This is a genomic window from Microbacterium album (assembly GCF_014643695.1).
In the GTDB taxonomy this organism is placed as follows: Bacteria; Actinomycetota; Actinomycetes; order Actinomycetales; family Microbacteriaceae; genus Microbacterium; species Microbacterium album.
Window position 1 is genome coordinate 33,303 of record NZ_BMJY01000013.1, and the last position, 23,998, is coordinate 57,300.

Below are 23,998 nucleotides of genomic sequence, written 5' to 3' on the forward strand. Positions count from 1 at the left end.
CGTGCCCACGATCGATTGGCAGTACCACCCCGTGTCGCAGAACGAGTCACAGAACGTGTCGCCCGACTCCTCGGTCTCCACCGCCCCCGGTGACGGCGCCATCGACGTCCATGCCCTGCACGCCAAGTGGCAGCGGCTCTGGGAGGAGCGCGGCACGTTCCTCGCGGGCGGTGACAAGGACACGCGGCCCCGCAAGTACGTGCTGGCGATGTTCCCGTACCCGTCGGGCGACCTGCACATGGGGCACGCCGAGAACTACCTCTACAGCGACATCGTCGCGCGGTTCTGGCGGCACCGCGGCTACAACGTGCTGCACCCGATCGGCTGGGACTCGTTCGGCCTTCCCGCGGAGAACGCGGCGATCCAGCGCGGCGCGGACCCGCGCGAGTGGACGTACGCCAACATCGCCCAGCAGCGTGAGAGCCTGAAGGCGTACGGCGTCTCGTTCGACTGGAGCCGCGTGCTGCACACGAGCGACGACGACTACTACCGCTGGAACCAGTGGCTGTTCCAGCAGCTGCACGAGCGGGGGCTCGCGTACCGCAAGGAGAGCCCGGTCAACTGGTGTCCGAACGACCAGACCGTGCTCGCGAACGAGCAGGTCGTCGACAGCGCGTGCGAGCGCTGCGGTGCCACGGTCGAGAAGAAGAAGCTCACGCAGTGGTACTTCAAGATCACGGAGTACGCCGATCGCCTGCTCGACGACCTGAACCAGCTCGAGGGCTTCTGGCCGCAGAAGGTGCTGCAGATGCAGCGCAACTGGATCGGCCGGTCGGTCGGCGCTGACATCGACTTCCGCATCGAGGGACGCGACGAGCCCGTGACCGTGTTCTCCACGCGCCCCGACACGCTGCACGGCGCCACGTTCATGGTGGTCGCGCCCGACAGCGACCTGGCCGTCGAGCTGGTCGCGGGTGCCTCGCCCGAGGCGCGGACGCGCTTCCAGGACTACCTCCTGCAGACGCAGCAGCAGACGGAGATCGAGCGCCAGTCGGCGGATCGCCCCAAGACGGGCGTCTTCCTCGAACGCTTCGCGATCAACCCGATCAACGGCGAGCGTCTGCCGATCTGGGCCGCCGACTACGTGCTGGCCGACTACGGCCACGGCGCCGTGATGGCCGTGCCCGCGCACGATCAGCGCGACCTCGACTTCGCGCGCGCCTTCGACCTTCCGGTCCGGGTCGTGGTCGACACCACGGCCCCCATCACGGGTGCGATCCCGGTCATCGAGCTCGACGAGGACGGCGTGCCGATCGACCCGCAGCTGAGCGAGATCGACCCGCGCGTGACGGGCGAGGCGCTCACGGGGGAGGGCCGGATGATCAACTCCGGCAGTCTCGACGGCCTGTCCAAGCGGAACGCGATCACGCGCGTCATCGAACAGCTGGAGGCTGCGGGCACCGGCCGCCGAGCGAAGCAGTACCGGCTGCGCGACTGGCTCATCTCGCGCCAGCGCTTCTGGGGCACGCCGATCCCGATGGTCCACACGCAGGACGGGGACATCGTGCCGGTCCCCGCGGACGAGCTGCCCGTCCGCCTGCCGGATGCCGCAGGGCTGGATCTGAAGCCGAAGGGCAAGTCTCCGCTGGGTGCGGCGACGGGCTGGGTCGAGACGACCGATCCGCGCACCGGCGAGCCGGCGCTGCGGGACCCCGACACGATGGACACGTTCGTCGACAGCTCGTGGTACTACCTGCGGTTCCTGTCGCCCGGCAACGACGGCAAGGCGTTCGATCCGCGCGACGCCGATCGGTGGGCTCCGGTGGATGCGTACATCGGCGGGGTCGAGCACGCCATCCTGCACCTGCTGTATGCGCGCTTCATCACGAAGGTCCTGTTCGACATGGGATTGGTCGAGTTCACGGAGCCGTTCTCCAGCCTGATCAACCAGGGCATGGTGATCCTCGACGGCGCGAAGATGTCGAAGTCGAAGGGCAACCTCGTGCTCTTCAAGGAGGAGCTCGAGCGCCACGGCGCCGATGCCCTGCGCGTCGCGCTGGCGTTCGCGGGCCCCGTCGAAGACGACAAGGACTGGAAGGACGTCTCGACCACGGGGGCGCAGAAGTTCCTCGCGCGTGCGCTCCGGCTCGCCCAGGAGGTCACGAGCGACAAGGACGTGGTCTGGGCCGAGGGCGACGTCTCGCTCCGCCGCGTGACCCATCGTCTGCTCGCCGACGCGCCCGTCCTGGTCGAGCAGACGAAGTTCAACGTGGTCGTGGCGCGCCTGATGGAGCTGGTCAACGCCATCCGCAAGGCCGTGGACGGCGCGGCCGGCCCGGCCGATCCCGCCGTGCGCGAGGCCGTGGAGGCCACCGCGATGATCCTCGACCTCTTCGCGCCGCACACGGCCGAGGAGATGTGGGAGATCCTCGGCTATGAGCCCTCGATCGGCCACGTCGTGTGGCGGAACGCCGACCCGGCGCTCCTGGTCGAGGAGTCGGTCACGGCGGTCGTGCAGATCGACGGCAAGGTGCGCGCGACGCTCGAGGTGCCCGCGAAGATCGACACCGACGCGCTGGAGACGATGGCGCGCGGCGACGAACGCGTGCTGCGCGCGCTGGGGGACCGGCAGATCGTGCGCGCGATCGTGCGCGCGCCGAAGGTCGTCAGCTTCTCCACGAAGTAGGTCGGGCGCTTGCCGATGAATGAAACTCCGCCGACGTGGTTCGGGGTGATCACCGCGCCCGGGAGGCACCTGGTGCTCACGATCGCGCTGGCTCTGCTGATCGTCGCGGCTACGTCTCTGTCGATCATGTTTCCCGCAGCGGGCTCGTGGCTGTTCGTCGGTACCGCCTTCGTCGCCATCGCCTGGTACTCGTACATGATGAAGCGGTATCGCGCCGCGCGACGCCCGGAGTGACCTTCCCGGGGAAGCGCAGCCGGTGGTCGGCGTGCTCGCGCCGTCCTCGATCGACCAGCAGCGGAGGATGCTTCGCGCCGGTACAGCCACCCCATCGCTGATCGGGAAGCGGACGTCCGTTTCGCTCTCCGAGCGCTGAGGTAGCGCTTCGCGGTCGCTTCTCGTCCCCAGCGCCGGAGGCGACATGGCTGTCCCCGCTGGGCACCGCCGGGCGACCGCGGGCGCCGTGGGCGACCTAGCGTGGCGTCCGTGTCCGAGATCGAGGGGATCAGCGCGCCGCCACGGCGCGGCGGTTTCGGGGTGAGCGCGGTCATCGTGCTCGTCCTCGCGGCGCTGGCCGTCACGATCGGGATCGGCCTGTGGCGCGGCGCGACCGCGCCCGTGGAGGTCGTGCCCGATGCGCTGCCGTCGCCCGAGGTCAGCGTCGCGGCGGGACGGATCTACGTCCACGTGGACGGGGAGGTCAACGCACCGGGACTGTACGTGCTTCCGGCGGGCGCGCGCGTGGTGGACGCGATCGCCGCGGCCGGCGGCTTTGCGGAGGAGGCCGAGCGCGGGGCGGTCAACCTCGCGCGGGTCGTGAGCGACGGCGAGCAGCTGCACGTGCCGGCGCCCGGCGCCGAGGGGGAACACGTCGCGCCGGGCAGCACCGGCGGGGCGGGGGCGTCGTCGGGCGCGGCGAACGGCAGCCCGACGATCGATCTGAACAGCGCCAGCGCGGCCGAGCTGGAGTCCCTGCCGCGGATCGGGCCGGCTCTGGCGCAGCGGATCCTCGAGTGGCGCGAGCAGAACGGCCGCTTCACGAGCGTCGACGATCTGCTGGCCGTGTCGGGCATCGGGGAGCGCGTGCTCGAGTCGCTGCGGCCGCTGGTGCGGGTGGGGTGATCCGGTGACGGAGCGCTCGGCACTTGAGGGGGAGGAGGGCGGGGCGCACCTGCGGATGCTGCCCGTGGCGGTCGTCGCCTGGCTCGCGGCGTTCGCCGGGACGTGGCATCCCTCGTCGGCCGGGTGGCTGTCGATCGGCGCCTGGACGCTCGCCGGTGCCGGGCTGCTGCTCTGGCGGCGCCTGCCCGCGGCGCGTCGCGTCGCGTGCGGGATCGCGGTGCTCACGTGCGCCGCGGCCGGGGCGGTGGGCGCCCACGTCGCGATGGCGCAGCCGACCCGCGACGTCGCGGTGGAGTTCGCCGGGGGCGGGGGACGGGCGCTCGAGATCGAGCTGACCGTCGTGTCGAAGGTCGATCTGCGCGGTGACGCGGTGTGGTTCGACGGGCGGACGAGCGCGATCGCGCGGGGCGAGGAGCGGCTCGCGATCGGTGTGCCCGTGCGCGTGCGCGTTCCCGCGGCGGACGTGACGGGAGCAAGGCTGGACCTCGGCTCTTCCGCGGCCGTGCGGGGCACGGCGATGGCGGCCGACCCGGGCGACCGGGCCGCGCTCGTGGTGTTCGCGCGCGCCGCCGAGGTCACGGCGTCCCCCGCGCATGTGCTCGGGGCGGTCTCCTCGCTCCGCGACGCGTTCGTCGAGCGCGCGTCGTCGCTGCCCGGTCCCGGGTCGCAGCTGCTCGCGGGGCTGTCGGTGGGCGACACGCGTGCCGTGAGCGACGAGCTGGACACGGCGATGAAGGTCACCTCCCTCAGCCACCTCACGGCCGTCTCCGGGGCGAACTGCGCGATCGTGGTGGGCATCGCGTTCGGCGCGACGGCCCTGGCCGGTGCGGGGCGCGCGGTCCGCATCGTCGTCTCTCTCGTCGCGCTGGCGGGCTTCGTCCTGCTCGTCACCCCCGAGGGGAGCGTCGTGCGGGCGGCCACGATGGCGGCGATCGCGCTGCTCGCGCTCGTGCTCGGACGCGTGGCCGCGGGCGTCGCCGTGCTGTCCCTCGCCGTGGCGGTGCTGCTGATCGCCGACCCGTGGCTCGCGGGATCCTACGGGTTCGTGCTCTCCGTCGCGGCCACGGGAGCACTGCTGCTGCTGGCCCGACCGCTCGCGCGGGGAGCGTCGCGGTGGATGCCCGCGCCGCTCGCCCTGGCCATCAGCGTGCCCCTGTCCGCGCAGCTCGCGTGCGGGCCCGTGCTCATCCTCCTGGCGCCCGAAGTGCCGACCTATGGCGTGGTCGCGAATCTCCTGGCGGGTCCGGCGGCCCCGGCGGCGACCGTGATCGGCCTGGCCGCCTGCCTGGCCGCTCCGCTGCCTGTGCTCGCGGACGGCCTCGCCGCGCTGGCCTGGCTGCCGTCGGCATGGATCGCCGCGACCGCTCTGACGACGGCGGCGCTGCCGGGCGCCAGCCTGGCGTGGCCGCCCGGTCTCGGAGGCGCGGTGCTGCTCGCGGCCGTGGGCGGGGCGGCCGCGCTCCTCATCGCGCGCAGCGACCGGGCGGGCGTCGCGGACCGGGTGACGCGAAGGGCGATCGCCGCGGTGCTCGCAGTGATCGTCGGCGTCGCCGGGGGCGGCGCCGCGCTCACGAACGGTCCCGTCGGCCGCCTGGCGATGCCCGCCGACTGGGCGATCGCGGCCTGCGACGTCGGGCAGGGCGACGCCCTCGTCGTGCGTTCGGCGGGCGCGGTGGGGGTCATCGACACCGGCCCCGATCCCGACGCGCTCGGATCGTGCCTGACCCGACTCGGCATCTCGCGCGTCGACCTCCTGGTGCTGACGCATTTCGACCTCGACCATGTCGGCGGGGTCGCGGCGGTCGAGGGCCGCGTCGACGCCGTGCTGCACGGCCCGACCGGGCGACCCGCGGACGAGCGCGTGCTCGAGCGGCTGGAAGGGGCGCGGCTCCTGTCCGCGAGCGCGGGAACGACGGGCACGCTGGGGGATGCCCGGTGGCGCGTCCTCTGGCCGCGTGCGGAGGGGGTGGCCTTCGCGTCCGGGAACGACGCCAGCGTCATCCTCGAGATCGCCGGTGGCGGACTGCCGCGGTCCATCCTCCTGGGCGATCTGTCGGCGGCGGCGCAGCTGTCGCTGCTGGGGACGGGCAGGGTGGCGGGCCCCTACGCCGTCGTCAAGGTCGCGCATCACGGGAGTGCCGACCAGCATGAGCCCCTCTATGCCGAGATCGCCGCGTCGTTGGCGCTCGTCACGGTGGGCGCCGACAACGACTACGGGCATCCGCGGCGAGAGATCCTCGACACGCTCGCCCGCCTCGGGGCGACGACCGCTCGCACGGATCTGTCGGGCCTCCTGCTGGTCGCGGACGGGCCGGACGGGCTCCGGCTCTGGAGGGAGCGCCCGCCCTGAGCGTGCGCGCGTGCCCGGCGGCGTGTCGCAGGCCGCCGGTAGGCTGAAGGCATGGCCGCCGCACCCGCATCGAAGTCGAAGCCGCGGGCGACCAAGACATCGATCCCGCAGGTGTCGTGGCGTGCGCCGCGACCCGCGCCGGTGGTGCTCGTGTCCGGCCCGGAGGAAATCTGTGCCGAGCGTGCGATCGCCGGGGTCCGCGACTACCTCAAGGCCGAGGATCCGTCGCTGGAGATCTCCGACATCCGCGCCGACGACTACACGGCGGGAACGCTGCTCGCCGTGTCGGCTCCGTCGCTGTTCGGTGAGCCCCGTCTCGTCCGGGTCTCGGGCGTGGAGCGCTGCTCGGACGCGTTCCTCGCCGAGGCGCTCGCGTACATCGAGCATCCGCAGGAAGGCGCGACGGTGGTGCTGCGCCACACGGGCGCGAGCGTGCGGGGGAAGAAGCTGCTCGACGCGATCCGTTCCGGCGTCGGCGGGGGAGTGGAGATCCCCTGCCCCGCGGTCAAGCGCGATGCGGACCGGCACGACTTCGCGGCGGGCGAGTTCAAGGCGGCCGGCCGACGCATCGCGCCGCGCGCGCTGCAGGCTCTGACCTCGGCGTTCGCGGACGACCTGACCGAACTGGCCGCAGCGTGCCAGCAGCTCATCTCGGACGTCGAGGGCGACGTGACCGAGGACGTCGTGGCCCGGTACTACGGCGGCCGCGTGGAGACCAACGCGTTCGCGGTGGCGGACACGGCCATCGCGGGTCGCTACGGCGAGGCTCTCGTCGGGCTCCGGCACGCGCTGGCGTCCGGCGCGGATCCCGTTCCGATCGTCGCGGCGTTCGCCATGAAGCTGCGCACGATGGCGCGCGTCGCGGGCTCCCGCGAGCCGGCACGCACGGTGGCCGCCCGCCTCGGAATGAAGGACTGGCAGGTGGAGCGCGCCCGGCGCGACCTGCAGACGGGGTGGACGCAGGCCACGCTCGGCCTCGCGATCCAGGCCGCCGCGCGTGCGGACGCCGAGGTCAAGGGCGCCTCGCGCGATCCGGTGTTCGCGCTCGAGCGCATGATCGCGGTCATCGCGACCAGGCGCCCCTTCGGGGAGTGATCCGCTGCGCCGTTCGCGCCGTGTGTCCGCACGCGGACACGAAAGAGCCCGGCCCCTGAGGGGACCGGGCTCGTGCGCGGTGCCTTAGAGCGAGGCGACCTTCTTGGCGATCTTCGACTTGCGGTTCGCCGCCTGGTTCTTGTGGATGACGCCCTTGCTCACGGCCTTGTCGAGCTTCTTGGACGCCTTCACGAGAGCGGCCTCGGCCGCGGCCTTGTCGCCGGCGGCGATCGCCTCGCGGGTGCGACGGACGACGGAGCGCAGCTCGCTCTTGACGGCCTTGTTGCGCTCGCGCGCCTTCTCGTTGGTCTTGTTGCGCTTGATCTGCGACTTGATGTTTGCCACGTGTCGGAGGACTTTCGTTCAGGAGTGGTTCGGCCGGTGCCGTGAGGCTCGGTGCCGGTATGGACGGTGCCGCGTGGCGAGAGAGGGGCGCCGTGCGGCGAGTGTGGGTGGCCCCACACGCAAGCCAAGGACCGATTCTATCAGGTCGGGAGCGGATCGCCCTCGTCGGAGCCCGATGCGCGCGTGGTGGCGTCCGTCTCGATGGTCGCGATCGCCAGGTCCAGGACGGCGTTGAACACCTCGGGCCTCATCGTCGTGACGAGGTGGGTCGTGCGCGGCACGACGATGAGCTCGGCGTGCGGCGCCAGCTCGCCGAACAGTCGCTCGTGCATCCGGAGCTGGTCCCACCGTCCGTTGACGAACCAGACGGGCACCCGGATCCTGCGCAGCGCGGCCATGACGTCGAGCGAGGAGAGGCTGCGCAGCGCGTCGTCCTGTGCGCCGAACGCGTACCCGCCGGCCGCGAAGTCGCCGCGCGTCTCGGCGGGCAGGGTGGACCACAGCAGCGCGTCGGTGATCAGCCGGCCGCGCCCGGGCAGCGAGTTGAAGCCCGCCATCAGGAGCCGGTACGCGCGCAGTCCGAATCCGCGGGGGAGCGCCGTGCAGCCGCACCCGACGAACGCCGCGATGGGCGGGGGCCGCTCGCTCCCGGCGTACTCGGTGGCGATCAGGCCCCCCATCGAGTGCCCGACCAGCAGCACGGGGCCGTGCCGGGCGGCTTCCCGCACCGTGCGGTCGATCGTCGCGAAGGCTCCCTCGAGCGTGAAGGTCTCGTCGATCCGGGTGCCGTGGCCCGGCAGATCGAGCGCGTGCACCCCCGCGCCCCGCGCCTCCAGGTGCCGGACCTGCGCCCTCCACATGGTCGCGGACGTGCGGATCCCGTGGACCAGGACGACCTGCACCGACATGCTGTCCACGGTAGCGCCAGCGGGGTGTTCACTAGCCGTTGTGCCGTTCACTAGCGTCCCCTGCGCTAGTAAACGGCACAAGCGCTAGTCAACGCCGGGAGTGGGTGGGACGGGGGTGGGTGAGAAGGGCAGGCGGGTGGCGGTCAGCGGCGACCCATACAATCGAGTGGACATGTCACCACGTGCCTCCTCGCCGCTCGAGCCTGCCGCCACGCCCCCCGAGCGCATCCGCAACTTCTGCATCATCGCCCACATCGACCACGGCAAGTCCACCCTGGCCGACCGCATGCTGCAGATCACGGGCGTGGTCGCGGACCGGGACATGCGCGCGCAGTACCTCGACCGCATGGACATCGAGCGCGAGCGCGGCATCACGATCAAGAGCCAGGCCGTGCGCATGCCGTGGGAGCAGGGCGGCGAGACCTACGCGCTCAACATGATCGACACCCCCGGGCACGTCGACTTCACCTATGAGGTCTCGCGCTCGCTCGCGGCCTGCGAGGGCGCGATCCTGCTGGTCGACGCGGCGCAGGGGATCGAGGCGCAGACCCTCGCGAACCTGTACCTCGCGCTCGAGAACGACCTCACGATCATCCCCGTGCTCAACAAGATCGACCTGCCCGCGGCCGATCCCGAGCGATTCGCGAAGGAGCTCGCGGACCTGATCGGCGGGCGTCCGGAGGATGTGCTGCGCGTCTCCGGCAAGACCGGGCAGGGCGTCGAGGAACTGCTCGACCGCCTCGTGGGGGAGATCCCCGCACCCCAGGGCGATGCCGAGGCGCCGGCGCGCGCCATGATCTTCGACTCCGTGTACGACGCCTACCGCGGCGTGGTCACGTACGTGCGGATGGTCGACGGGCGGCTGTCGCCGCGCGAGCGGATCCAGATGATGTCGACGCGCGCGACGCACGAGCTGCTCGAGATCGGCGTCTCGGCCCCCGAGCCCGTCCCGTCCCAGGGACTCGGCGTCGGCGAGGTCGGGTACCTCATCACGGGTGTGAAGGACGTGCGCCAGTCGAAGGTCGGCGACACGATCACGAACGCCCGCACCTCTGCGACGCAGGCCCTTCCCGGTTACGTCGATCCCAAGCCCATGGTGTTCTCGGGGCTCTACCCGATCGACGCGAGCGACTACCCGGATCTGCGCGACGCGCTCGACAAGCTCAAGCTGTCGGATGCGGCGCTCGCCTACGAGCCGGAGACCTCCGTCGCCCTGGGCTTCGGGTTCCGCTGCGGTTTCCTCGGCCTGCTGCACCTCGAGATCGTCACGGAGCGACTCTCGCGCGAGTTCGGGCTCGACCTCATCACCACCGCCCCCAGCGTGATCTACGAGGTCACGACGGAGACGGGCGAGACCGTGGTCGTGACCAACCCCTCGGAGTACCCCGAAGGCAAGATCGGCGCCGTGTCCGAGCCGATCGTGCGCGCCTCGATCCTCACCCCGAAGGACTACGTCGGCACGGTCATGGACCTGTGCCAGACGCGGCGCGGCACCATGCTCGGCATGGAGTATCTGTCGGAGGAGCGCGTCGAGCTGAAGTACACGATGCCGCTCGGCGAGATCGTGTTCGACTTCTTCGACCAGCTCAAGAGCCGCACGCAGGGGTACGCGAGCTTCGACTACGAGCCCGCCGGCCGCCAGGAGGCCGACCTCGTCAAGGTCGACATCCTCCTCCAGGGCGACCGCGTCGACGCGTTCAGCGCGATCGTGCACCGAGAGAAGGCGTACGCGTACGGCACGACCATGACCGAGCGCCTGCGCAAGCTCATTCCGCGCCAGCAGTTCGAGGTGCCCATCCAGGCCGCCATCGGCGCCCGCATCATCGCGCGCGAGAACATCCGCGCGATGCGCAAGGACGTCCTCGCCAAGTGCTACGGCGGCGACATCAGCCGCAAGCGCAAGCTGCTCGAGAAGCAGAAGGAGGGCAAGAAGCGCATGAAGATGGTCGGCCGCGTGGAGGTGCCCCAGGAGGCGTTCATCGCCGCGCTCTCGGGCGACGTCGAGACCAAGGACAAGTAAGTCCCACGGGCCCTTCAGGCGAAGGAAGTAGGCTGACACGTATGCGCCGTGGAACCTTCCGGGACGAGACGGTCGACTACGCGGCGGTCGGAGCCACGCAGGCGAACGACCTGCTGCAGTACCCGCCCGAGCGCAGCATCCCGGCCGCGGAGGCGTGGCGGATCGGCAGCGGCGAGGAGCGCTTCCGCACCGCGGGTGACGCGCTGCTCGCGTGGGGAGCGCTCAAGGGAGCCGGCCTCAAGGTGACGGACGTCCGCCCCGCTCCGGGTCCGATGTACTCGGGCGTGAGCTTCGACGCCGAGGGCAATGCGATCGCCCCGTCGCGGCTGGAGGCGGACCAGCGCTACGACGCCGAGGGCACTCCGTATGCGGGCCCGGGCACCACGCTGCGCGTGCAGGGCAGGCTCAGCGGCATGCGGGCGGACGCCGAGCTGCGCGTGATCTTCGTGATCGAGGAGGCACGTCGCGTCGGCTTCGCCCTCGGCACGGTCGGCGGATCCGTCGTGAGCGGCGAGGAGTCGTTCATGATCGAGTGGCGGGACAACGACGAGGTCTGGTTCACGGTCAAGGCGTTCGACCGCCCCGTGTCGCTGCTGTATCGCGCCTTCCGCGGCTGCGTGCGTCGGCGCCGGAGGGTCCTGTTCGACGGCTATCTGCGCGCGATCTCGCCCCTGTTCGCCACGCCCGGGGCGTGATGGCCGGGCCTCTGCCGCTCGGGGATTCCGCGCCGGCCGACGGGCGACTCCCCGCCGATGCCCGGGCCGACCCGGACGTCGATTTCGGCGTGTATCTGCACGTGCCGTTCTGCCGGGTCCGCTGCGGCTACTGCGACTTCAACACCTACACCGCGGGGGAGTTGCGCGGCGCGCGCCAGGACCAGTACGCCGACACGCTGCTGCAGGAGGTGGCGCTCGCGCGCGACGTGCTGCGTGACGCGGGCGGCCTGCGCCCCGCGCGCACCGTCTTCTTCGGGGGCGGCACGCCCACGCTGCTGCCACCCGGCGACCTCGCCCGGATGCTGGACGGGGTCACGGACGCGTTCGGCGTCGCAGCGGACGTGGAAGTCACGGTGGAGGCCAACCCCGACACGGTCACGCCCGAGGCCACCCGACAGCTCGCGGCCGCCGGCGTCACGCGCATGTCCATCGGGATGCAGTCGGCCGTCCCGCACGTTCTCGCCGCGCTGGACCGGACGCACTCGCCCGAGAACGTGCGGCTCGCGGTCGAGGCCGGCCGCGCCGCCGGGCTCGATGTGAGCATCGACCTGATCTATGGAGCGCCGGGGGAGACGCTCGGCGACTGGGAGGCGTCGCTGGACGCCGCGCTCGCGCTCGGGCCCGACCATGTCTCCGCGTACGCACTCATCATCGAGGACGGCACGAAGCTCGCGCGGCAGATCCGCCGGGGGGAGGTTCCGGCGCCGGACGACGACCTGCAGGCCGACATGTACGAGCTGGCCGACGCCAGGCTGGCGGCCGCCGGGTTCGACTGGTACGAGGTGAGCAACTGGTCGCGTGGCGCCGAGCATCGCTCGCGCCACAACCTCGCGTACTGGCGGGGATACGACTGGTGGGGCTTCGGGCCGGGCGCCCACAGCCACGTCGGCGGGCTGCGCTGGTGGAACGTCAAGCACCCGGCGGCGTACGCGCAGCGGCTGGCGGCGGGCACCTCTCCGGCGGCGGGGCGGGAGACGCCCGACGCGGAGGCGCGCATGCTCGAGCGCGTCCTGCTCGAGAGCCGGATCCGTGACGGGCTCGCCGTCGACGCGCTGGCACCCGACGCGCGCCGTGCGGTGGCGGGACTGGTCGCCGACGGCCTGGTGGATGGGGCCGCGGCCGTTCACGGCCGGGTCGTGCTGACGCTGCGCGGGCGGCTGCTCGCCGACGCGGTCGTGCGCGCCCTCACGGCGTGACGGGCTGCCGCAGGATCGTCCGCTGTCGTTCGGGAGTCACCCGGCGGAAGTCGCTCAGGTAGATCTCATGGTGCTTGCCGGCCAGCCTCATGCCCCGCGTCTCCGTCGCCTCCCGGTGCAGGCGCTCCAGCACGCCGCCCTCGTCGTCGAAGGACCCGACGTGGAGGGATTGGAGGCAGGTCCCCTCGGAGAGCGCGTCGACTCGGACGTCGCCGAGCCGAGCGGGGGGTCGCTTCTCGCCGGCGGCGGCGATCGCGCGGGCGATGAGCTCGGGATCGATCCAGTCCGGCACGAGGATCATGAGCGTCCACTCCCATCGCGACTTGTCGCGCGCGGTCGTGAAGGCGTCCATGGATTCGGACCACCACAGTCCCTCGAGCGGAGGCACGACGTAGTCGCGGCCCAGCTCGCGCTTGCTGGCGAACTTGAGCCGGTACGCCACGGGATAGAGCGCCTCGATGGCCCCGACGAACGCGGGCGCCGTGTTCGGGTCGCCGCGCCCGTCGACCATGAGATAGCGCAGCTCGGGTACCTCCACGACGCGGAACGCGCCGCGAGGAGCGCGGTACGCATCGAGCGCCTTGGTGAAGTCGACCTTGTCCGTCATGGGCGCATCACACGCTAGCGCCGGTGCCGGTGCGGCGTCCACGTCGGCGACGCGCAGGTGCGACGGCACACCGGCGCACTTGCGTCGCTGCGCGGTAAACTGGAAGCTGGCACTCAGAGCGACCGAGTGCCAAGCGGGGCCCCGAGAACCGACGGGGCGCGCCCGCAGGACGGGACGGCGCCGGGGAGGTGCGGATGGTCACGGAACGCGGTCTGCAGGTGCTCCGCGCCATCGTGCAGGACTACGTCGACACGCACGAGCCGGTGGGCAGCAAGTCCATCGTCGAGCGTCACGCCTTCGGGGTGTCGGCCGCGACGATCCGCAACGACATGGCGATGCTGGAAGACGAGGAGCTCATCACCGCTCCTCACACGTCATCCGGGCGTGTCCCGACGGACAAGGGCTATCGGGTCTTCGTCGACCACCTCGCCGAGCTGCGGCCGCTGTCGTCGGCGCAGCGCTCCGCCATCTCGACGTTCCTCGCGGACCCCGCCGACCTCGACGATCTGCTGGCGCGCACCGTGCGGTTGCTCACGCAGCTCACAGGTCAGGTCGCGCTCGTCCAGTACCCCTCGTTCGCGGCCGCGAACGTCACGCACGTCGAGCTCGTGGCGCTCGATCCGGTCCGCATGCTCGTCATCATCGTCACCGACACGGGGCGCGTCTCGCAGCGCCTCACGAGCATGCCCGAGCACATCGACGAACGTGACGTGCCGGTGCTGCGCGCACAGCTCGCGGAGCTCGTGACGGGGCGCTCGGTGCGGGCCGGCTCCGAACGCGTCGAGGCGCTGCGCGCGTCCGCGCCGGCCGAGCGCGGACCGCTCGATCACGCGCTGCTCGCCCTCGCGGACGTCGTGGGCGAGGAGCTGGACGAGTTCCGGCAGGATCGCCTCGTCATGGCGGGCGCGGCGACCCTCGCCAAGCGGGAGCAGGACTTCCGGGGCAGCATCCACCCGCTCCTGGAGGCGATCGAGGAGCAGGTGACGCTCCTCCGGCTCATGTCGGAGATGGCGGCGGACGACCAGGGGCTCGCCGCGAGCATCGGACGCGAGAACGAGGCGTTCGGCCTCACCGAGGCGTCGATCATCGCGAGTGAGTACGACGCCGCGATCGGACGCGCGCGGGTGGGCCTCATGGGACCGACCCGCATGGACTATCCCAGCAATCTGTCCGCCGCGCGGGCCGTGGCGCGATACCTGAGCCGGTTGCTGGACGAGGACGAGGGTCGCCGCTAGGCCCCAGAACGAACGAGACACGTCTCGGCGGTGGAGCGCCGCCGGGAGCGACGCGGCCGAGAGGCCGGAACAGTGAAGGACGAGTGTGGCTGACCACTACGAGGTGCTCGGGGTGTCGCGTGAGGCGACGCCGGAGGAGATCAAGAAGGCGTACCGTCGGCTGGCGCGTCAGCTCCACCCCGACGTGAACCCGAGCGCCGACGCCGCGGAGCAGTTCAAGCTCGTCACGCACGCGTACGAGGTGCTGAGCGACCAGGAGAAGCGCCAGCGCTACGACCTCGGGGGCGACGAGGGCGTCTTCGGGGGCGCGGCGGGCTTCGGCGGTTTCAGCGACATCTTCGAGACCTTCTTCGGGGGAGGCGCCGGCGGAGGGCGTGCCGGGCGCCCGCGCTCGCGCCGGGAACGGGGGCAGGACGCGCTCGTGCGCGTGACCCTCGAGCTCGGAGACGTCGTGTTCGGCACGCATCGCGACCTGGAGGTCGACACGGCCGTGCTGTGCGAGACGTGCAACGGGTCGTGCTGCCAGCCCGGGACGGGGCCCGAGCGGTGCGATATCTGCGGCGGCGCGGGGTTCCTCCAGCGACAGGTGCGCAGCCTGCTCGGCAACGTCGTCACGCAGCAGCCGTGCGGGGCGTGCCAGGGATACGGGACGACGATTCCGCACCCGTGCCCGACGTGCCACGGCCAGGGCCGTGTGCGCTCGCGGCGCACGGTCTCGGTCGACATCCCGGCGGGCGTCGAGAGCGGTCTGCGGCTGCAGCTGCCCGGCTCCGGCGAGGTGGGGCCCGCGGGCGGCCCCAACGGCGACCTCTACATCGAGGTGCAGGTGGAGCCGCACCCCGTGTTCAGTCGCGACGGCGACGACCTGGTCGCGACCCTCGAGGTCGCGATGACGGACGCCATCCTCGGCACCACGACGACGATCGAGGCGCTCGACGGTCCCGTCGACCTGGAGCTGCGCCCCGGCGTGCAGAGCGGCGAGGTCCTGACCGTGCGCGAGCGCGGCATCACCGGCCTGCGCACCTCGCGGCGCGGCGACCTCCGCGTGGCCGTGCACGTCGTCACGCCCACGCGGCTGGACGGCAGGCAGCGCGCGCTCGTCGAGGAGCTCGCCCGGCGCACGAAGGCTCCCCGGCCGCGGCTGGCGGAGTTCCAGCAGGGCCTGTTCTCGAAGCTGCGCGACCGGTTCCGGCACGGGTAGGCGCCCGGATGGCTCTGCACTTCATCGAAGAACGGGCCGGCGAGGCGCGGGTCGGGGACACCATCGCGCTGACCGGCGGGGAGGCGCACCACGCCTCCGCCGTGCGGAGGGTGCGTGTGGGTGAGGCCGTGAGCGTCACGGACGGTCACGGGACGTGGCTCGACGGCGAGTGCGAGAGCGTCGCGCCCCGCGAGGTGCGCGTGCGCGTGACCGCGCGGCGCGACGTGGCCGCCCCGCGCCGCCGTGTCGCTCTCGCACAGGCCCTGGCGAAGGGCGACCGCGACGAGCTCGCCGTGCAGGCGGCCACCGAGCTCGGCGTCGACGAGGTCGTGCCGTGGCAGGCGGCGCGCAGCGTGTCGCGCTGGGAGGGCGCGAAAGCCGAGAAGGGGCGCGCGCGATGGGCCGCGATCGTGCGCGAGGCTGCGAAGCAGGCCCATCGCGCCTGGCTGCCCCGGGTGTCGCCGGTCGCCACCACGGCCGCGCTGGCTGCTCGCGCGCAGGAGGAGCTCGTGCTGGTGCTCGACCCCGACGCGCCCACGCCCCTGACCTCCCTCGAGCTCGCGGGCGAGAGGTCGATCCTGCTGCTCGTCGGGCCCGAGGGCGGGATCGCGCCGGAAGAGCTCGGCCGCCTCGCGGACGCGGGCGCCACGGCGGTGCGGCTCGGCGACACGGTCCTGCGCACGTCGACCGCCGGCCCGGCCGCGCTCACCCTGGTGAACGCGCGGCTGGGCCGCTGGTGAGGGCATCCCGCAACGCATCGCCGGCACGTGGCGGCCTCGATCTCTCCCCGCGGCGCGCGGATAGACTGAGGGCATGAGCGAGCCCTCGATCTTCACGCGCATCCTGCAGGGTGACGTCCCCGGCGAGATTCTGGCCGAGACCGAGCGCGTCTTCGCCATCCGTGACATCGCGCCGCAGGCGCCGGTGCACCTGCTGGTGATCCCGAAGACCCCCTACGTCGACGTGACGGAACTCGCCGCGGCGGACCCCGCCCTGCTGGCGGAGGTCGTCGCCATGGCGAAGCGTCTCGCCGAGGAGCATGCCGACGGCGACTTCCGACTGCTGTTCAACAACGGTGCGGGCGCCGGTCAGACCGTCTTCCACGTACATGCGCACGTCCTGTGCGGCCCGCTGGGCGAGACGAGCCTCGTCGGTGAGTGACGCGGATCGCGGCCGCGACGACGCCGTCACCGAGACGGTGACGGCCGACGGCGTGGCGATGGTGCAGCTCCTCGGACCGCAGGACCGCTTGCTCCGCATGGTCGAGGGCGCACACCCCGACGTCGACGTGCTGGTGCGCGGCAACGAGATCACGCTGCGCGGCGCGGCCCGGGACGTCCGCGCCGCCCGCACCCTGGTCGACGAGCTGCTGCAGATGGCCAAGGCGGGTCACGCCCTCGGCCCGGCGGACGTCGCGAGCTCGGCGCGCATGCTGCGGGACGAGTCGGGTCCCCGCCCGAGCGAGGTCATGGGCGAGGCGATCCTGTCCTCGCGCGGCAGGGTCATCCGCCCGAAGACGGTGGGACAGAAGGCGTACATCGACGCGATCGATCAGAACACGGTCGTGTTCGGCATCGGCCCCGCGGGCACCGGAAAGACCTATCTCGCGATGGCGAAGGCGGTGCAGGCGCTGCAGCGACGCGAGGTCGAGCGCATCATCCTGACGCGTCCCGCGGTCGAGGCGGGAGAGCGCCTCGGGTTCCTGCCGGGCACGCTCACCGACAAGATCGACCCCTACCTGCGACCGCTGTACGACGCGCTCAACGAGATGATGGATCCCGAGCTCGTCCCGAAGCTGATGGCCACCGGCACGATCGAGGTCGCGCCCCTGGCGTACATGCGCGGCCGTACCCTGAACAACTCCTTCGTCGTGCTCGACGAGGCGCAGAACACGACGCCCGAGCAGATGAAGATGTTCCTCACGCGGCTGGGCTTCGGGACGAAGATGGTCGTCACGGGCGACATCACGCAGGTCGACCTGCCGCAGGGAGCTTCGGGTCTTCGGCTCGTGACGCGCGTCCTCGACGGCATCGACGACATCCACTTCGCCCGTCTCACGAGCGACGACGTCGTGCGCCACTCGCTCGTCGGCCGCATCGTCGACGCGTACAGCGAGTATGACGAGCGCCGGCTCGCCGCCCGTCAGGAGCGCGACGAGGCCGCGGAGTTCGCGAATCGGGCGGAGAGACGAGCCGGAACGCCCCCGCCGGGGCCGCGCGACCGCATGCCGAAGCGAGGACGATCGTGATCGACATCAACAACGAGTCGGACGCGGAGATCGACGAGTCGGTGCTGCTGCGATTGACGCAGGAGAACCTCGCCGCCCTGCACGTATCGCCGGACGCGGACGTGGCGATCGTGCTCGTCGACGAGGGCGCGATGGAGCAGCTTCACCTGCAGTGGATGGACGAGCCGGGCCCGACCGACGTGCTCAGCTTCCCGATGGACGAGCTGCGCCCGGGCACCGAGGACCAGCCGACACCGCCGGGACTGCTGGGCGACATCGTGCTGTGCCCCCAGGTGGCGGAGGCTCAGGCCGAGGTCGCCGGTCACTCCACGATGGACGAGCTCATCCTGCTGACGACCCACGGACTGCTCCATCTGCTCGGCTACGACCACGCCGAGCCGGACGAGGAGCGGGAGATGTTCGCGCTTCAGCGGGAGCTCATCGCCGCGTTCGCGGCCTCTGAGCGTCGCCGCTCCACCGCATGATCGAGATCCTGCTGTTCGTCGCGGCGCTGCTGCTCGTGCTCTTGGCGGGCCTGATGTCCGCGATCGATGCCGCGCTCGCGGTGACGTCGCGCGGCGATCTCACGGCGATGGCCGGCGAGGGGCGCAATGCCCGCGCACTCGCGCGCATCGCGGTGGACCCCGATCGCCACGCCGGTGCCGCGACGTTCGCGCGCGTGTTCGCCGAGATGGCGGCCGCGGTGCTCGTGACCGCCGCGTTCACGCTGCTGCTCGACAGCATCTGGTGGGCCGTGCTGACGGCAGCGCTGCTGATGACGGGTGTCTCGTTCGTGGCGATCTCGTCGAGCCCTGCCTCGTTCGGTCGCCGCAACGCCACGCGCCTGCTGCCGCTCACCGCGCCGCTCGTGCGCGGGGTGCGGCTGCTGCTCGGCCCCTTCGCCGGCGGCCTCGCGGCTTTCGGGAGCCGCGTCACGCCCGGCGCGGGCCGGCGCAGCTTCGAGTCGGAGGAGCAGTTGCTCAGCATCGTCGACGAGGCCGCGTCCCACTCGCTCATCGCCGACGACGACCGCGAGCTCATCCACTCCGTCTTCGATTTCACGGATCAGGTCGTGCGCGCCATCATGGTGCCGCGGACCGAGATGGTGACGATCGAGGCGGAGGCGACGCTGCGCGAGGCCCTGCAGCGATTCCTGGACCGCGGCATCTCGCGCATGCCCGTCGTGGACGGCGAGGTCGACGACGTGGTGGGGGTGCTCTACCTCAAGGATGTCGTGCAGTTCGGCTTCCGTGACACACCGGGCTGGCGCGACGCCGACATCCGAGCCATCGCGCGCCCCGCCGTGTTCGTGCCCGAGCAGATGCGCGCGGAAAAGCTGCTGCAGCAGATGAAGCGGGACGCCGTGCACGTGTGCCTGGTGGTGGACGAGTACGGCGGCATCGCAGGCCTGGTCACGCTCGAGGATCTGATCGAGGAGCTCGTCGGCGAGATCTCCGACGAGTACGATCCGCGGGCGAAGGAGATCGTCGAGGTCGCCCCGGGGCGCTACCGGGTGAGCGCGCGATTGCCGCTCGACGAGGTCGGGGACCTGTTCGGCGTGGAGCTCGAGGACGACGACGTCGACTCCATCGGCGGTCTGCTGGGCAAGACGCTGGGACGCGTGCCTCAGCCGGGCGAGACCGCCGAGGTCGCCGGCATCGTGCTCACGGGCGGCACCTCGCGTGGACGAGGGCGCGGAATCGCCACGGTGTTCGTCGAGCGCGGGGCCGGCCTGCGGGCCGTGGACGAGGCCTTCGAGGAGGCTCGCGTGCGCACGGGCGAGGTGCCGCATGCGCCGACCGGCGAGCGGCGTTCACGGGACGACGGACAGCGGTCACGGCCGCGAGGGGAGGGGCGGGATGAGTGAGAACGCGCGTTCGGGTTTCGTGACGTTCGTCGGGCGACCCAATGTCGGCAAGTCGACGCTCATGAACGCGCTGGTGGGAGAGAAGGTCGCGATCACCAGCGAGAAGCCGCAGACCACGCGACGGGCGATCCGGGGCATCCTGAACCGGCCCGGCGGGCAGCTCGTCGTCGTGGACACACCGGGCATCCACCGGCCCCGCACGCTGCTCGGGCAGCGGCTCAACGACCTGGTCGAGCAGGTGCTCGGCGACGTCGACGTCATCGCGTTCTGCGCCCCCGCGACGGAGAAGGTCGGACCCGGTGACCGCCGCATCGCGGAGTCGCTGGACGGCTATTCACGCGCGCGCAAGGTCGCGATCGTGACCAAGACGGACGCCGCGGGCAAGGAGCAGATCATGGAGCGGCTGCTCGAGGTCACCGCGCTGCGGGAGGACTGGGACGCCGTGATCCCGCTGTCCTCGCTCACGGGTGACCAGCTCGACGTCCTGAGCGATGAGCTGCTGAAGCTCATGCCGGAGGGTCCCGCGCTCTATCCCGAGGGCGTCGTGACCGACGAGACCGTCGAGGACCGTGTCGCGGAGATCATCCGCGAGGCCGCGCTCGAGGGCGTGCGCGACGAGTTGCCCCACTCGATCGCGGTGACGATCGACGAGATCGCCCCGCGCGAGGACGGTGAGCTCACCGACGTGCACGCGAGCATCGTCGTCGAACGCGACAGCCAGAAGGCGATCATCATCGGCCGCAAGGGCTCCCGGCTGCGCGACGTCGGCTCTCGAGCCCGTGCCGGCATCGAGCCCCTCGTCGGCACGCGCGTGTTCCTGAAGCTGCACGTGCGCGTGGCCAAGGAGTGGCAGCGGGATCCCAAGCAGCTCGGTCGGCTCGGCTTCTGACCCCAGCCCGGGTCCGAGGCTGCGCATCCTGCGCAATGGCGAGCCTCCGGGCGCCTCCGCGCCGTGCAATGTGCGTGTTACCCTGGCTCCATGCGCTTCGGTGGGCTCCTTCTTCTTAGCCGCCGCGACGAGACCTCGATCTAGGGCCTCCTCGTCGCGGAGCTCGTCGTCGGCCCTCTTCAGAAACGACTGCCATTCGGCGGAGAAGAAGCGACACCCATGGAGAACACCCAGAAGCCCAGCGGCATGCCGGTGCACAAGTACCGGCCGTTCCACGAGCAGATCCGCGTCGACCTGCCCGATCGCACCTGGCCCTCGAAGCGCATCGAGAAGGCGCCGCGCTGGTGCGCGGTCGACCTGCGCGACGGCAACCAGGCGCTCATCGACCCCATGAGCCCCGAGCGCAAGCGTGTCATGTTCGAGCTGCTCGTCAAGATGGGCTACAAGGAGATCGAGGTCGGTTTCCCCTCGGCGAGCCAGACCGACTTCGACTTCGTGCGCCAGCTCATCGAAGAGGACCTGATCCCGCACGACGTCACGATCCAGGTGCTCACGCAGGCGCGCGAGCACCTGATCGCTCGCACGTACGAGGCGATCCGCGGCGCCAAGCAGGCCATCGTCCACCTGTACAACTCGACCAGCGTGCTGCAGCGCGAGGTCGTCTTCCGCACCGACCGGCAGGGCATCATCGACATCGCGCTGGAGGGCGCCCGCCTCTGCAAGAAGTACGAGGAGACCGTGCCGGGCACGAACGTGTACTACGAGTACTCGCCCGAGAGCTACACGGGAACGGAGCTCGAGTTCGCGGTCGACGTCTGCAACCAGGTGCTCGAGGTGTTCGAGCCGACGCCCGAGCGCAAGGTGATCATCAACCTTCCTGCGACCGTCGAGATGGCGACCCCGAACGTGTACGCGGACTCGATCGAGTGGATGGGCCGTCACCTCGCCCATCGCGAGAACGTGATCCTGTCGCTGCACCCGCACAATGACCGCGGCACGGCCGTGGCGGCAGCCGAGCTCGGCTATCTGGCGGGCGCCGACCGCATCGAGGGGTGCCTGTTCGGCAACGGCGAGCGCACCGGGAACGTCGACCTCGTGGCCCTGGGGATCAACCTGTTCACGCAGGGGATCGACCCGCAGATCGACTTCAGCGACATCGATCACGTCAAGCGCACGGTCGAGTACTGCAATCAGCTGCCGGTGCCCGAGCGCAGCCCGTGGGCCGGCGACCTCGTGTTCACGGCGTTCAGCGGCTCGCACCAGGACGCGATCAAGAAGGGCTTCGAGGCCATGGCCGCGCGGGCCGCGGAGCAGGGCGTGTCGGTCGACGAGATCGAGTGGGCCGTGCCGTACCTGCCCATCGACCCGAAGGACCTGGGCCGGTCGTACGAGGCGGTCATCCGCGTCAACTCGCAGTCCGGCAAGGGCGGGGTCTCCTACCTGCTGAAGACGGATCACGCGCTCGACCTGCCTCGCAAGCTGCAGATCGAGTTCTCCGGCGTCGTGCAGGCGAAGACCGACGCGGAGGGCGGCGAGGTCACCAGCGACGAGATCTGGGCGATCTTCCAGGACGAGTACCTGCCCTCGGCCGCCGACGAGCGCCGCTGGGGCCGTTTCGAGCTGCTCGCGACCAGTACGCGCAGCAGCCTCGACGGTGATGTCTCGCTGGAGGTCGCGCTGCGCGACGGCGACGAGCGGGTCACGCTGTCGGGGCGCGGCAACGGGCCGATCGCGGCGTTCCTCTCGGTGCTGCGCGAGCAGGGGATCGACGTCACGCTGTACGACTACGTCGAGCACACGTTGAGCGCATCGGGCGACGCGGAGGCCGCGGCCTACGTCGAGCTGCAGGTCGACGGGGACCGGCTGTGGGGCGTCGGCATCGACGGCGACATCTCGACCGCGTCGCTCAAGGCGATCGTCTCGGGCGTGAACCGCTCCATCCGGGCCCGGGCGGGCGAGCTGCTCGCGGCTCGCTGATCCCGACCGGGCGGCGGCCTCGGCGCGTCACGAGCGCGTCGAGGCCGCCGCCGTCCGGTCGCGGGCGGATACTGGAGTGTGCCCACCTATCGAGACGAAGCCGTCGTGCTGCGCACCCACAAGCTGGGCGAGGCCGATCGCATCGTCACGATGCTCAGTAGGCGGCACGGCAAGGTGCGGGCGGTCGCGAAGGGCGTGCGGCGGACCTCGTCGAAGTTCGGCGCGCGGCTGGAGCCGTTCATGGTGGCGGACGTGCAGCTCTATCAGGGTCGCAGTCTCGACATCGTGCAGCAGGCCGAGTCGCTGGGCGCCTACGGCGCCGCGATCGCCGCGGACTACGACCGCTACACGGCTGCGAGCGCGATGGTGGAGACCGCCGACCGGCTCACCCACGACGAGCCGATGCCCGACCAGTACTTCCTGTTGGTCGGCGCGTTGCGCTCGCTCTCCCGCGGGGAGCACGACGCGCGCGCCACGATGGATTCGTATCTGCTGCGGGCGCTGACCGTCGCGGGCTGGGCGCCGGCTTTCGACGCCTGCGCGCGCTGCGGCGCGCCGGGGCCGCACGATGCCCTCCTGGCCCAGCTGGGCGGCGTCGTCTGCGCGGCGTGCGCTCCCGCCGGGAGCGCATCCGCGGGAGCCTCCGTCCTCGCGCTGCTGCGCGCGCTGCTCGCCGGCGATTGGGAGATCGTCGACGGCTCCGGGCCCCGCGACGCCGCGCAGGCATCCGGCTTCGTCGCCGCCTACGTGCAGTGGACGATGGAGCGGGGCATCCGCGCGCTCTCGGCCCAGTCCTCCCGACAGTCCAGAGGAGCCCGATGACCCCGAAGCCGTACACCCATCGCGATGCCGTGCCCTACCGCCCGCTGGACTGGACGGGTCTGCAGGCGCCCGATTACGGCGCCGACGCCCCCCACCACGTCGCGATCGTCATGGACGGCAACGGGCGCTGGGCGAACCGGCGGGGGCTTTCGCGCATCGAGGGGCACAAGGCGGGGGAGGAGGTGCTGCTCGACGTCGTCGCGGGGGCCATCCAGGCCGGCGTGCGGCATCTGTCCGTCTACGCCTTCTCGACGGAGAACTGGCGCCGCTCGCCCGACGAGGTGCGGTTCCTCATGGGGTACAACCGGGATGTCCTGCACCGGCGCCGCGACCAGCTCAACGAGTGGGGCGTGCGGATCCGCTGGGCCGGACGCACGCCCCGGCTGTGGGGCTCGGTCATCAAGGAGCTCCGCTTCGCCGAGCAGCTCACGGCCGGGAACGACGGCCTGACGCTGACGATGTGCATCAACTACGGCGGGCGCAACGAGATCGTGGACGCGGTGCGCGCGGTCGCGGAGGACGTCGCGGCGGGGCGGCTCAGGCCCTCGGGCATCACCGAGAGGACGCTGCGCCGTCACTTCTATGTGCCGGACATGCCGGACGTCGACCTGTTCGTGCGCTCCAGCGGCGAGCAGCGCACGTCCAACTTCCTGCTGTGGCAGGCGGCCTACGCCGAGATGGTGTTCCTCGACACGCTGTGGCCGGACTTCAGCCGCACGGACCTGTGGCACGCCATCGACCTGTACCTGGGACGCGAGCGGCGCTTCGGCGGCGCGGTCGACGCGCCGAAGGCGTGAC

Annotated in this window: 22 protein-coding genes; 19 read left to right on the forward strand and 3 right to left on the reverse strand. The window is 71.5% G+C overall.

What is annotated here, in order from left to right; translation table 11 throughout:
• Positions 1-55: 55 nt before the first annotated feature.
• From leuS to holA, 5 genes are all read left to right on the forward strand, one after another.
• Positions 56-2,626, forward strand: coding sequence for a leucine--tRNA ligase (gene leuS / locus IEX37_RS12760; protein WP_188756695.1), 2,571 nt, complete (start codon positions 56-58; stop codon positions 2,624-2,626).
• A gap of 15 nt (positions 2,627-2,641) precedes the next feature.
• Positions 2,642-2,860, forward strand: coding sequence for a hypothetical protein (locus IEX37_RS12765; RefSeq protein ID WP_188756662.1), 219 nt, complete (start codon positions 2,642-2,644; stop codon positions 2,858-2,860).
• 249 nt (positions 2,861-3,109) lie between these two features.
• The gene (locus IEX37_RS12770) at positions 3,110-3,745 is read left to right on the forward strand and encodes a ComEA family DNA-binding protein (protein WP_229663257.1); all 636 of its coding nucleotides are present in this window, start codon (positions 3,110-3,112) and stop codon (positions 3,743-3,745) included.
• A 4-nt stretch (positions 3,746-3,749) separates the two neighbouring features.
• Complete coding sequence (locus IEX37_RS12775) at positions 3,750-6,095, forward strand: ComEC/Rec2 family competence protein (protein WP_229663258.1); 2,346 nt, start codon at positions 3,750-3,752, stop codon at positions 6,093-6,095.
• Positions 6,096-6,146: 51 nt separating this feature from the next.
• On the forward strand, positions 6,147-7,190 hold the full coding sequence (gene holA / locus IEX37_RS12780) for a DNA polymerase III subunit delta (RefSeq protein WP_188756663.1): 1,044 nt from the start codon (positions 6,147-6,149) through the stop codon (positions 7,188-7,190).
• 84 nt (positions 7,191-7,274) lie between these two features.
• Here holA and rpsT read toward each other — a convergent pair whose 3' ends face one another.
• Positions 7,275-7,535, reverse strand: a complete 261-nt coding sequence (rpsT, locus tag IEX37_RS12785) for a 30S ribosomal protein S20 (protein ID WP_188756664.1) — start codon at positions 7,533-7,535, stop codon at positions 7,275-7,277.
• Positions 7,536-7,675: 140 nt separating this feature from the next.
• Positions 7,676-8,443 carry an alpha/beta fold hydrolase gene (locus IEX37_RS12790; protein ID WP_188756665.1) on the reverse strand — a complete coding sequence of 256 codons (768 nt, stop codon included), beginning with the start codon at positions 8,441-8,443 and terminating at the stop codon, positions 7,676-7,678.
• A gap of 172 nt (positions 8,444-8,615) precedes the next feature.
• Here IEX37_RS12790 and lepA point away from each other — a divergent pair, with 172 nt between their 5' ends.
• The 3 genes from lepA to hemW are packed head-to-tail and all read left to right on the forward strand — an operon-like array spanning position 8,616 to position 12,375.
• Complete coding sequence (lepA, locus tag IEX37_RS12795; protein ID WP_188756666.1) at positions 8,616-10,463, forward strand: translation elongation factor 4; 1,848 nt, start codon at positions 8,616-8,618, stop codon at positions 10,461-10,463.
• Positions 10,464-10,504: 41 nt separating this feature from the next.
• Positions 10,505-11,158 carry a DUF1990 domain-containing protein gene (locus tag IEX37_RS12800; protein WP_188756667.1) on the forward strand — a complete coding sequence of 218 codons (654 nt, stop codon included), beginning with the start codon at positions 10,505-10,507 and terminating at the stop codon, positions 11,156-11,158.
• On the forward strand, positions 11,158-12,375 hold the full coding sequence (gene hemW, locus IEX37_RS12805) for a radical SAM family heme chaperone HemW (protein ID WP_188756698.1): 1,218 nt from the start codon (positions 11,158-11,160) through the stop codon (positions 12,373-12,375). The genes IEX37_RS12800 and hemW overlap by 1 nt, the downstream gene beginning before the upstream one ends.
• On the opposite strand, the gene IEX37_RS12810 is transcribed toward hemW, so the two are convergent.
• The gene (locus IEX37_RS12810; RefSeq protein WP_188756668.1) at positions 12,365-12,982 is read right to left on the reverse strand and encodes a GyrI-like domain-containing protein; all 618 of its coding nucleotides are present in this window, start codon (positions 12,980-12,982) and stop codon (positions 12,365-12,367) included. The two genes, hemW and IEX37_RS12810, sit on opposite strands and share 11 nt — an antisense overlap.
• 194 nt (positions 12,983-13,176) lie before the next feature.
• Between IEX37_RS12810 and hrcA the strand changes: the two genes are divergently transcribed.
• The 11 genes from hrcA to IEX37_RS12865 all read left to right on the forward strand — a co-directional run bounded on the left by hrcA (position 13,177) and on the right by IEX37_RS12865 (position 23,997).
• Positions 13,177-14,217, forward strand: a complete 1,041-nt coding sequence (gene hrcA, locus IEX37_RS12815; RefSeq protein ID WP_188756669.1) for a heat-inducible transcriptional repressor HrcA — start codon at positions 13,177-13,179, stop codon at positions 14,215-14,217.
• 85 nt (positions 14,218-14,302) lie between these two features.
• Complete coding sequence (gene dnaJ / locus IEX37_RS12820; RefSeq protein WP_188756670.1) at positions 14,303-15,418, forward strand: molecular chaperone DnaJ; 1,116 nt, start codon at positions 14,303-14,305, stop codon at positions 15,416-15,418.
• 8 nt (positions 15,419-15,426) lie between these two features.
• Positions 15,427-16,158: a 16S rRNA (uracil(1498)-N(3))-methyltransferase gene (locus IEX37_RS12825; RefSeq protein ID WP_188756671.1), complete on the forward strand. Its 732-nt coding sequence runs from the start codon at positions 15,427-15,429 to the stop codon at positions 16,156-16,158.
• A 73-nt stretch (positions 16,159-16,231) separates the two neighbouring features.
• On the forward strand, positions 16,232-16,579 hold the full coding sequence (locus tag IEX37_RS12830; protein ID WP_188756672.1) for an HIT domain-containing protein: 348 nt from the start codon (positions 16,232-16,234) through the stop codon (positions 16,577-16,579).
• A 58-nt stretch (positions 16,580-16,637) separates the two neighbouring features.
• A complete protein-coding gene (locus tag IEX37_RS12835) occupies positions 16,638-17,666 on the forward strand; it encodes a PhoH family protein (protein WP_229663259.1) in 1,029 nt (342 codons plus the stop codon).
• Positions 17,660-18,130, forward strand: a complete 471-nt coding sequence (ybeY, locus tag IEX37_RS12840; protein WP_188756699.1) for an rRNA maturation RNase YbeY — start codon at positions 17,660-17,662, stop codon at positions 18,128-18,130. Before IEX37_RS12835 ends, ybeY begins: the two co-directional genes overlap by 7 nt.
• The gene (locus tag IEX37_RS12845) at positions 18,127-19,512 is read left to right on the forward strand and encodes a hemolysin family protein (protein WP_188756674.1); all 1,386 of its coding nucleotides are present in this window, start codon (positions 18,127-18,129) and stop codon (positions 19,510-19,512) included. Before ybeY ends, IEX37_RS12845 begins: the two co-directional genes overlap by 4 nt.
• Complete coding sequence (gene era, locus IEX37_RS12850) at positions 19,505-20,401, forward strand: GTPase Era (RefSeq protein ID WP_188756675.1); 897 nt, start codon at positions 19,505-19,507, stop codon at positions 20,399-20,401. Before IEX37_RS12845 ends, era begins: the two co-directional genes overlap by 8 nt.
• Before the next feature lie 219 nt (positions 20,402-20,620).
• Entirely contained in the window at positions 20,621-22,378 is a 1,758-nt protein-coding gene (gene leuA, locus IEX37_RS12855) for a 2-isopropylmalate synthase (RefSeq protein WP_188756676.1), read from the forward strand.
• A 78-nt stretch (positions 22,379-22,456) separates the two neighbouring features.
• Positions 22,457-23,200: a DNA repair protein RecO gene (recO, locus tag IEX37_RS12860; protein WP_188756677.1), complete on the forward strand. Its 744-nt coding sequence runs from the start codon at positions 22,457-22,459 to the stop codon at positions 23,198-23,200.
• Complete coding sequence (locus IEX37_RS12865; protein ID WP_188756678.1) at positions 23,197-23,997, forward strand: isoprenyl transferase; 801 nt, start codon at positions 23,197-23,199, stop codon at positions 23,995-23,997. Before recO ends, IEX37_RS12865 begins: the two co-directional genes overlap by 4 nt.
• Position 23,998: the final 1 nt, after the last annotated feature.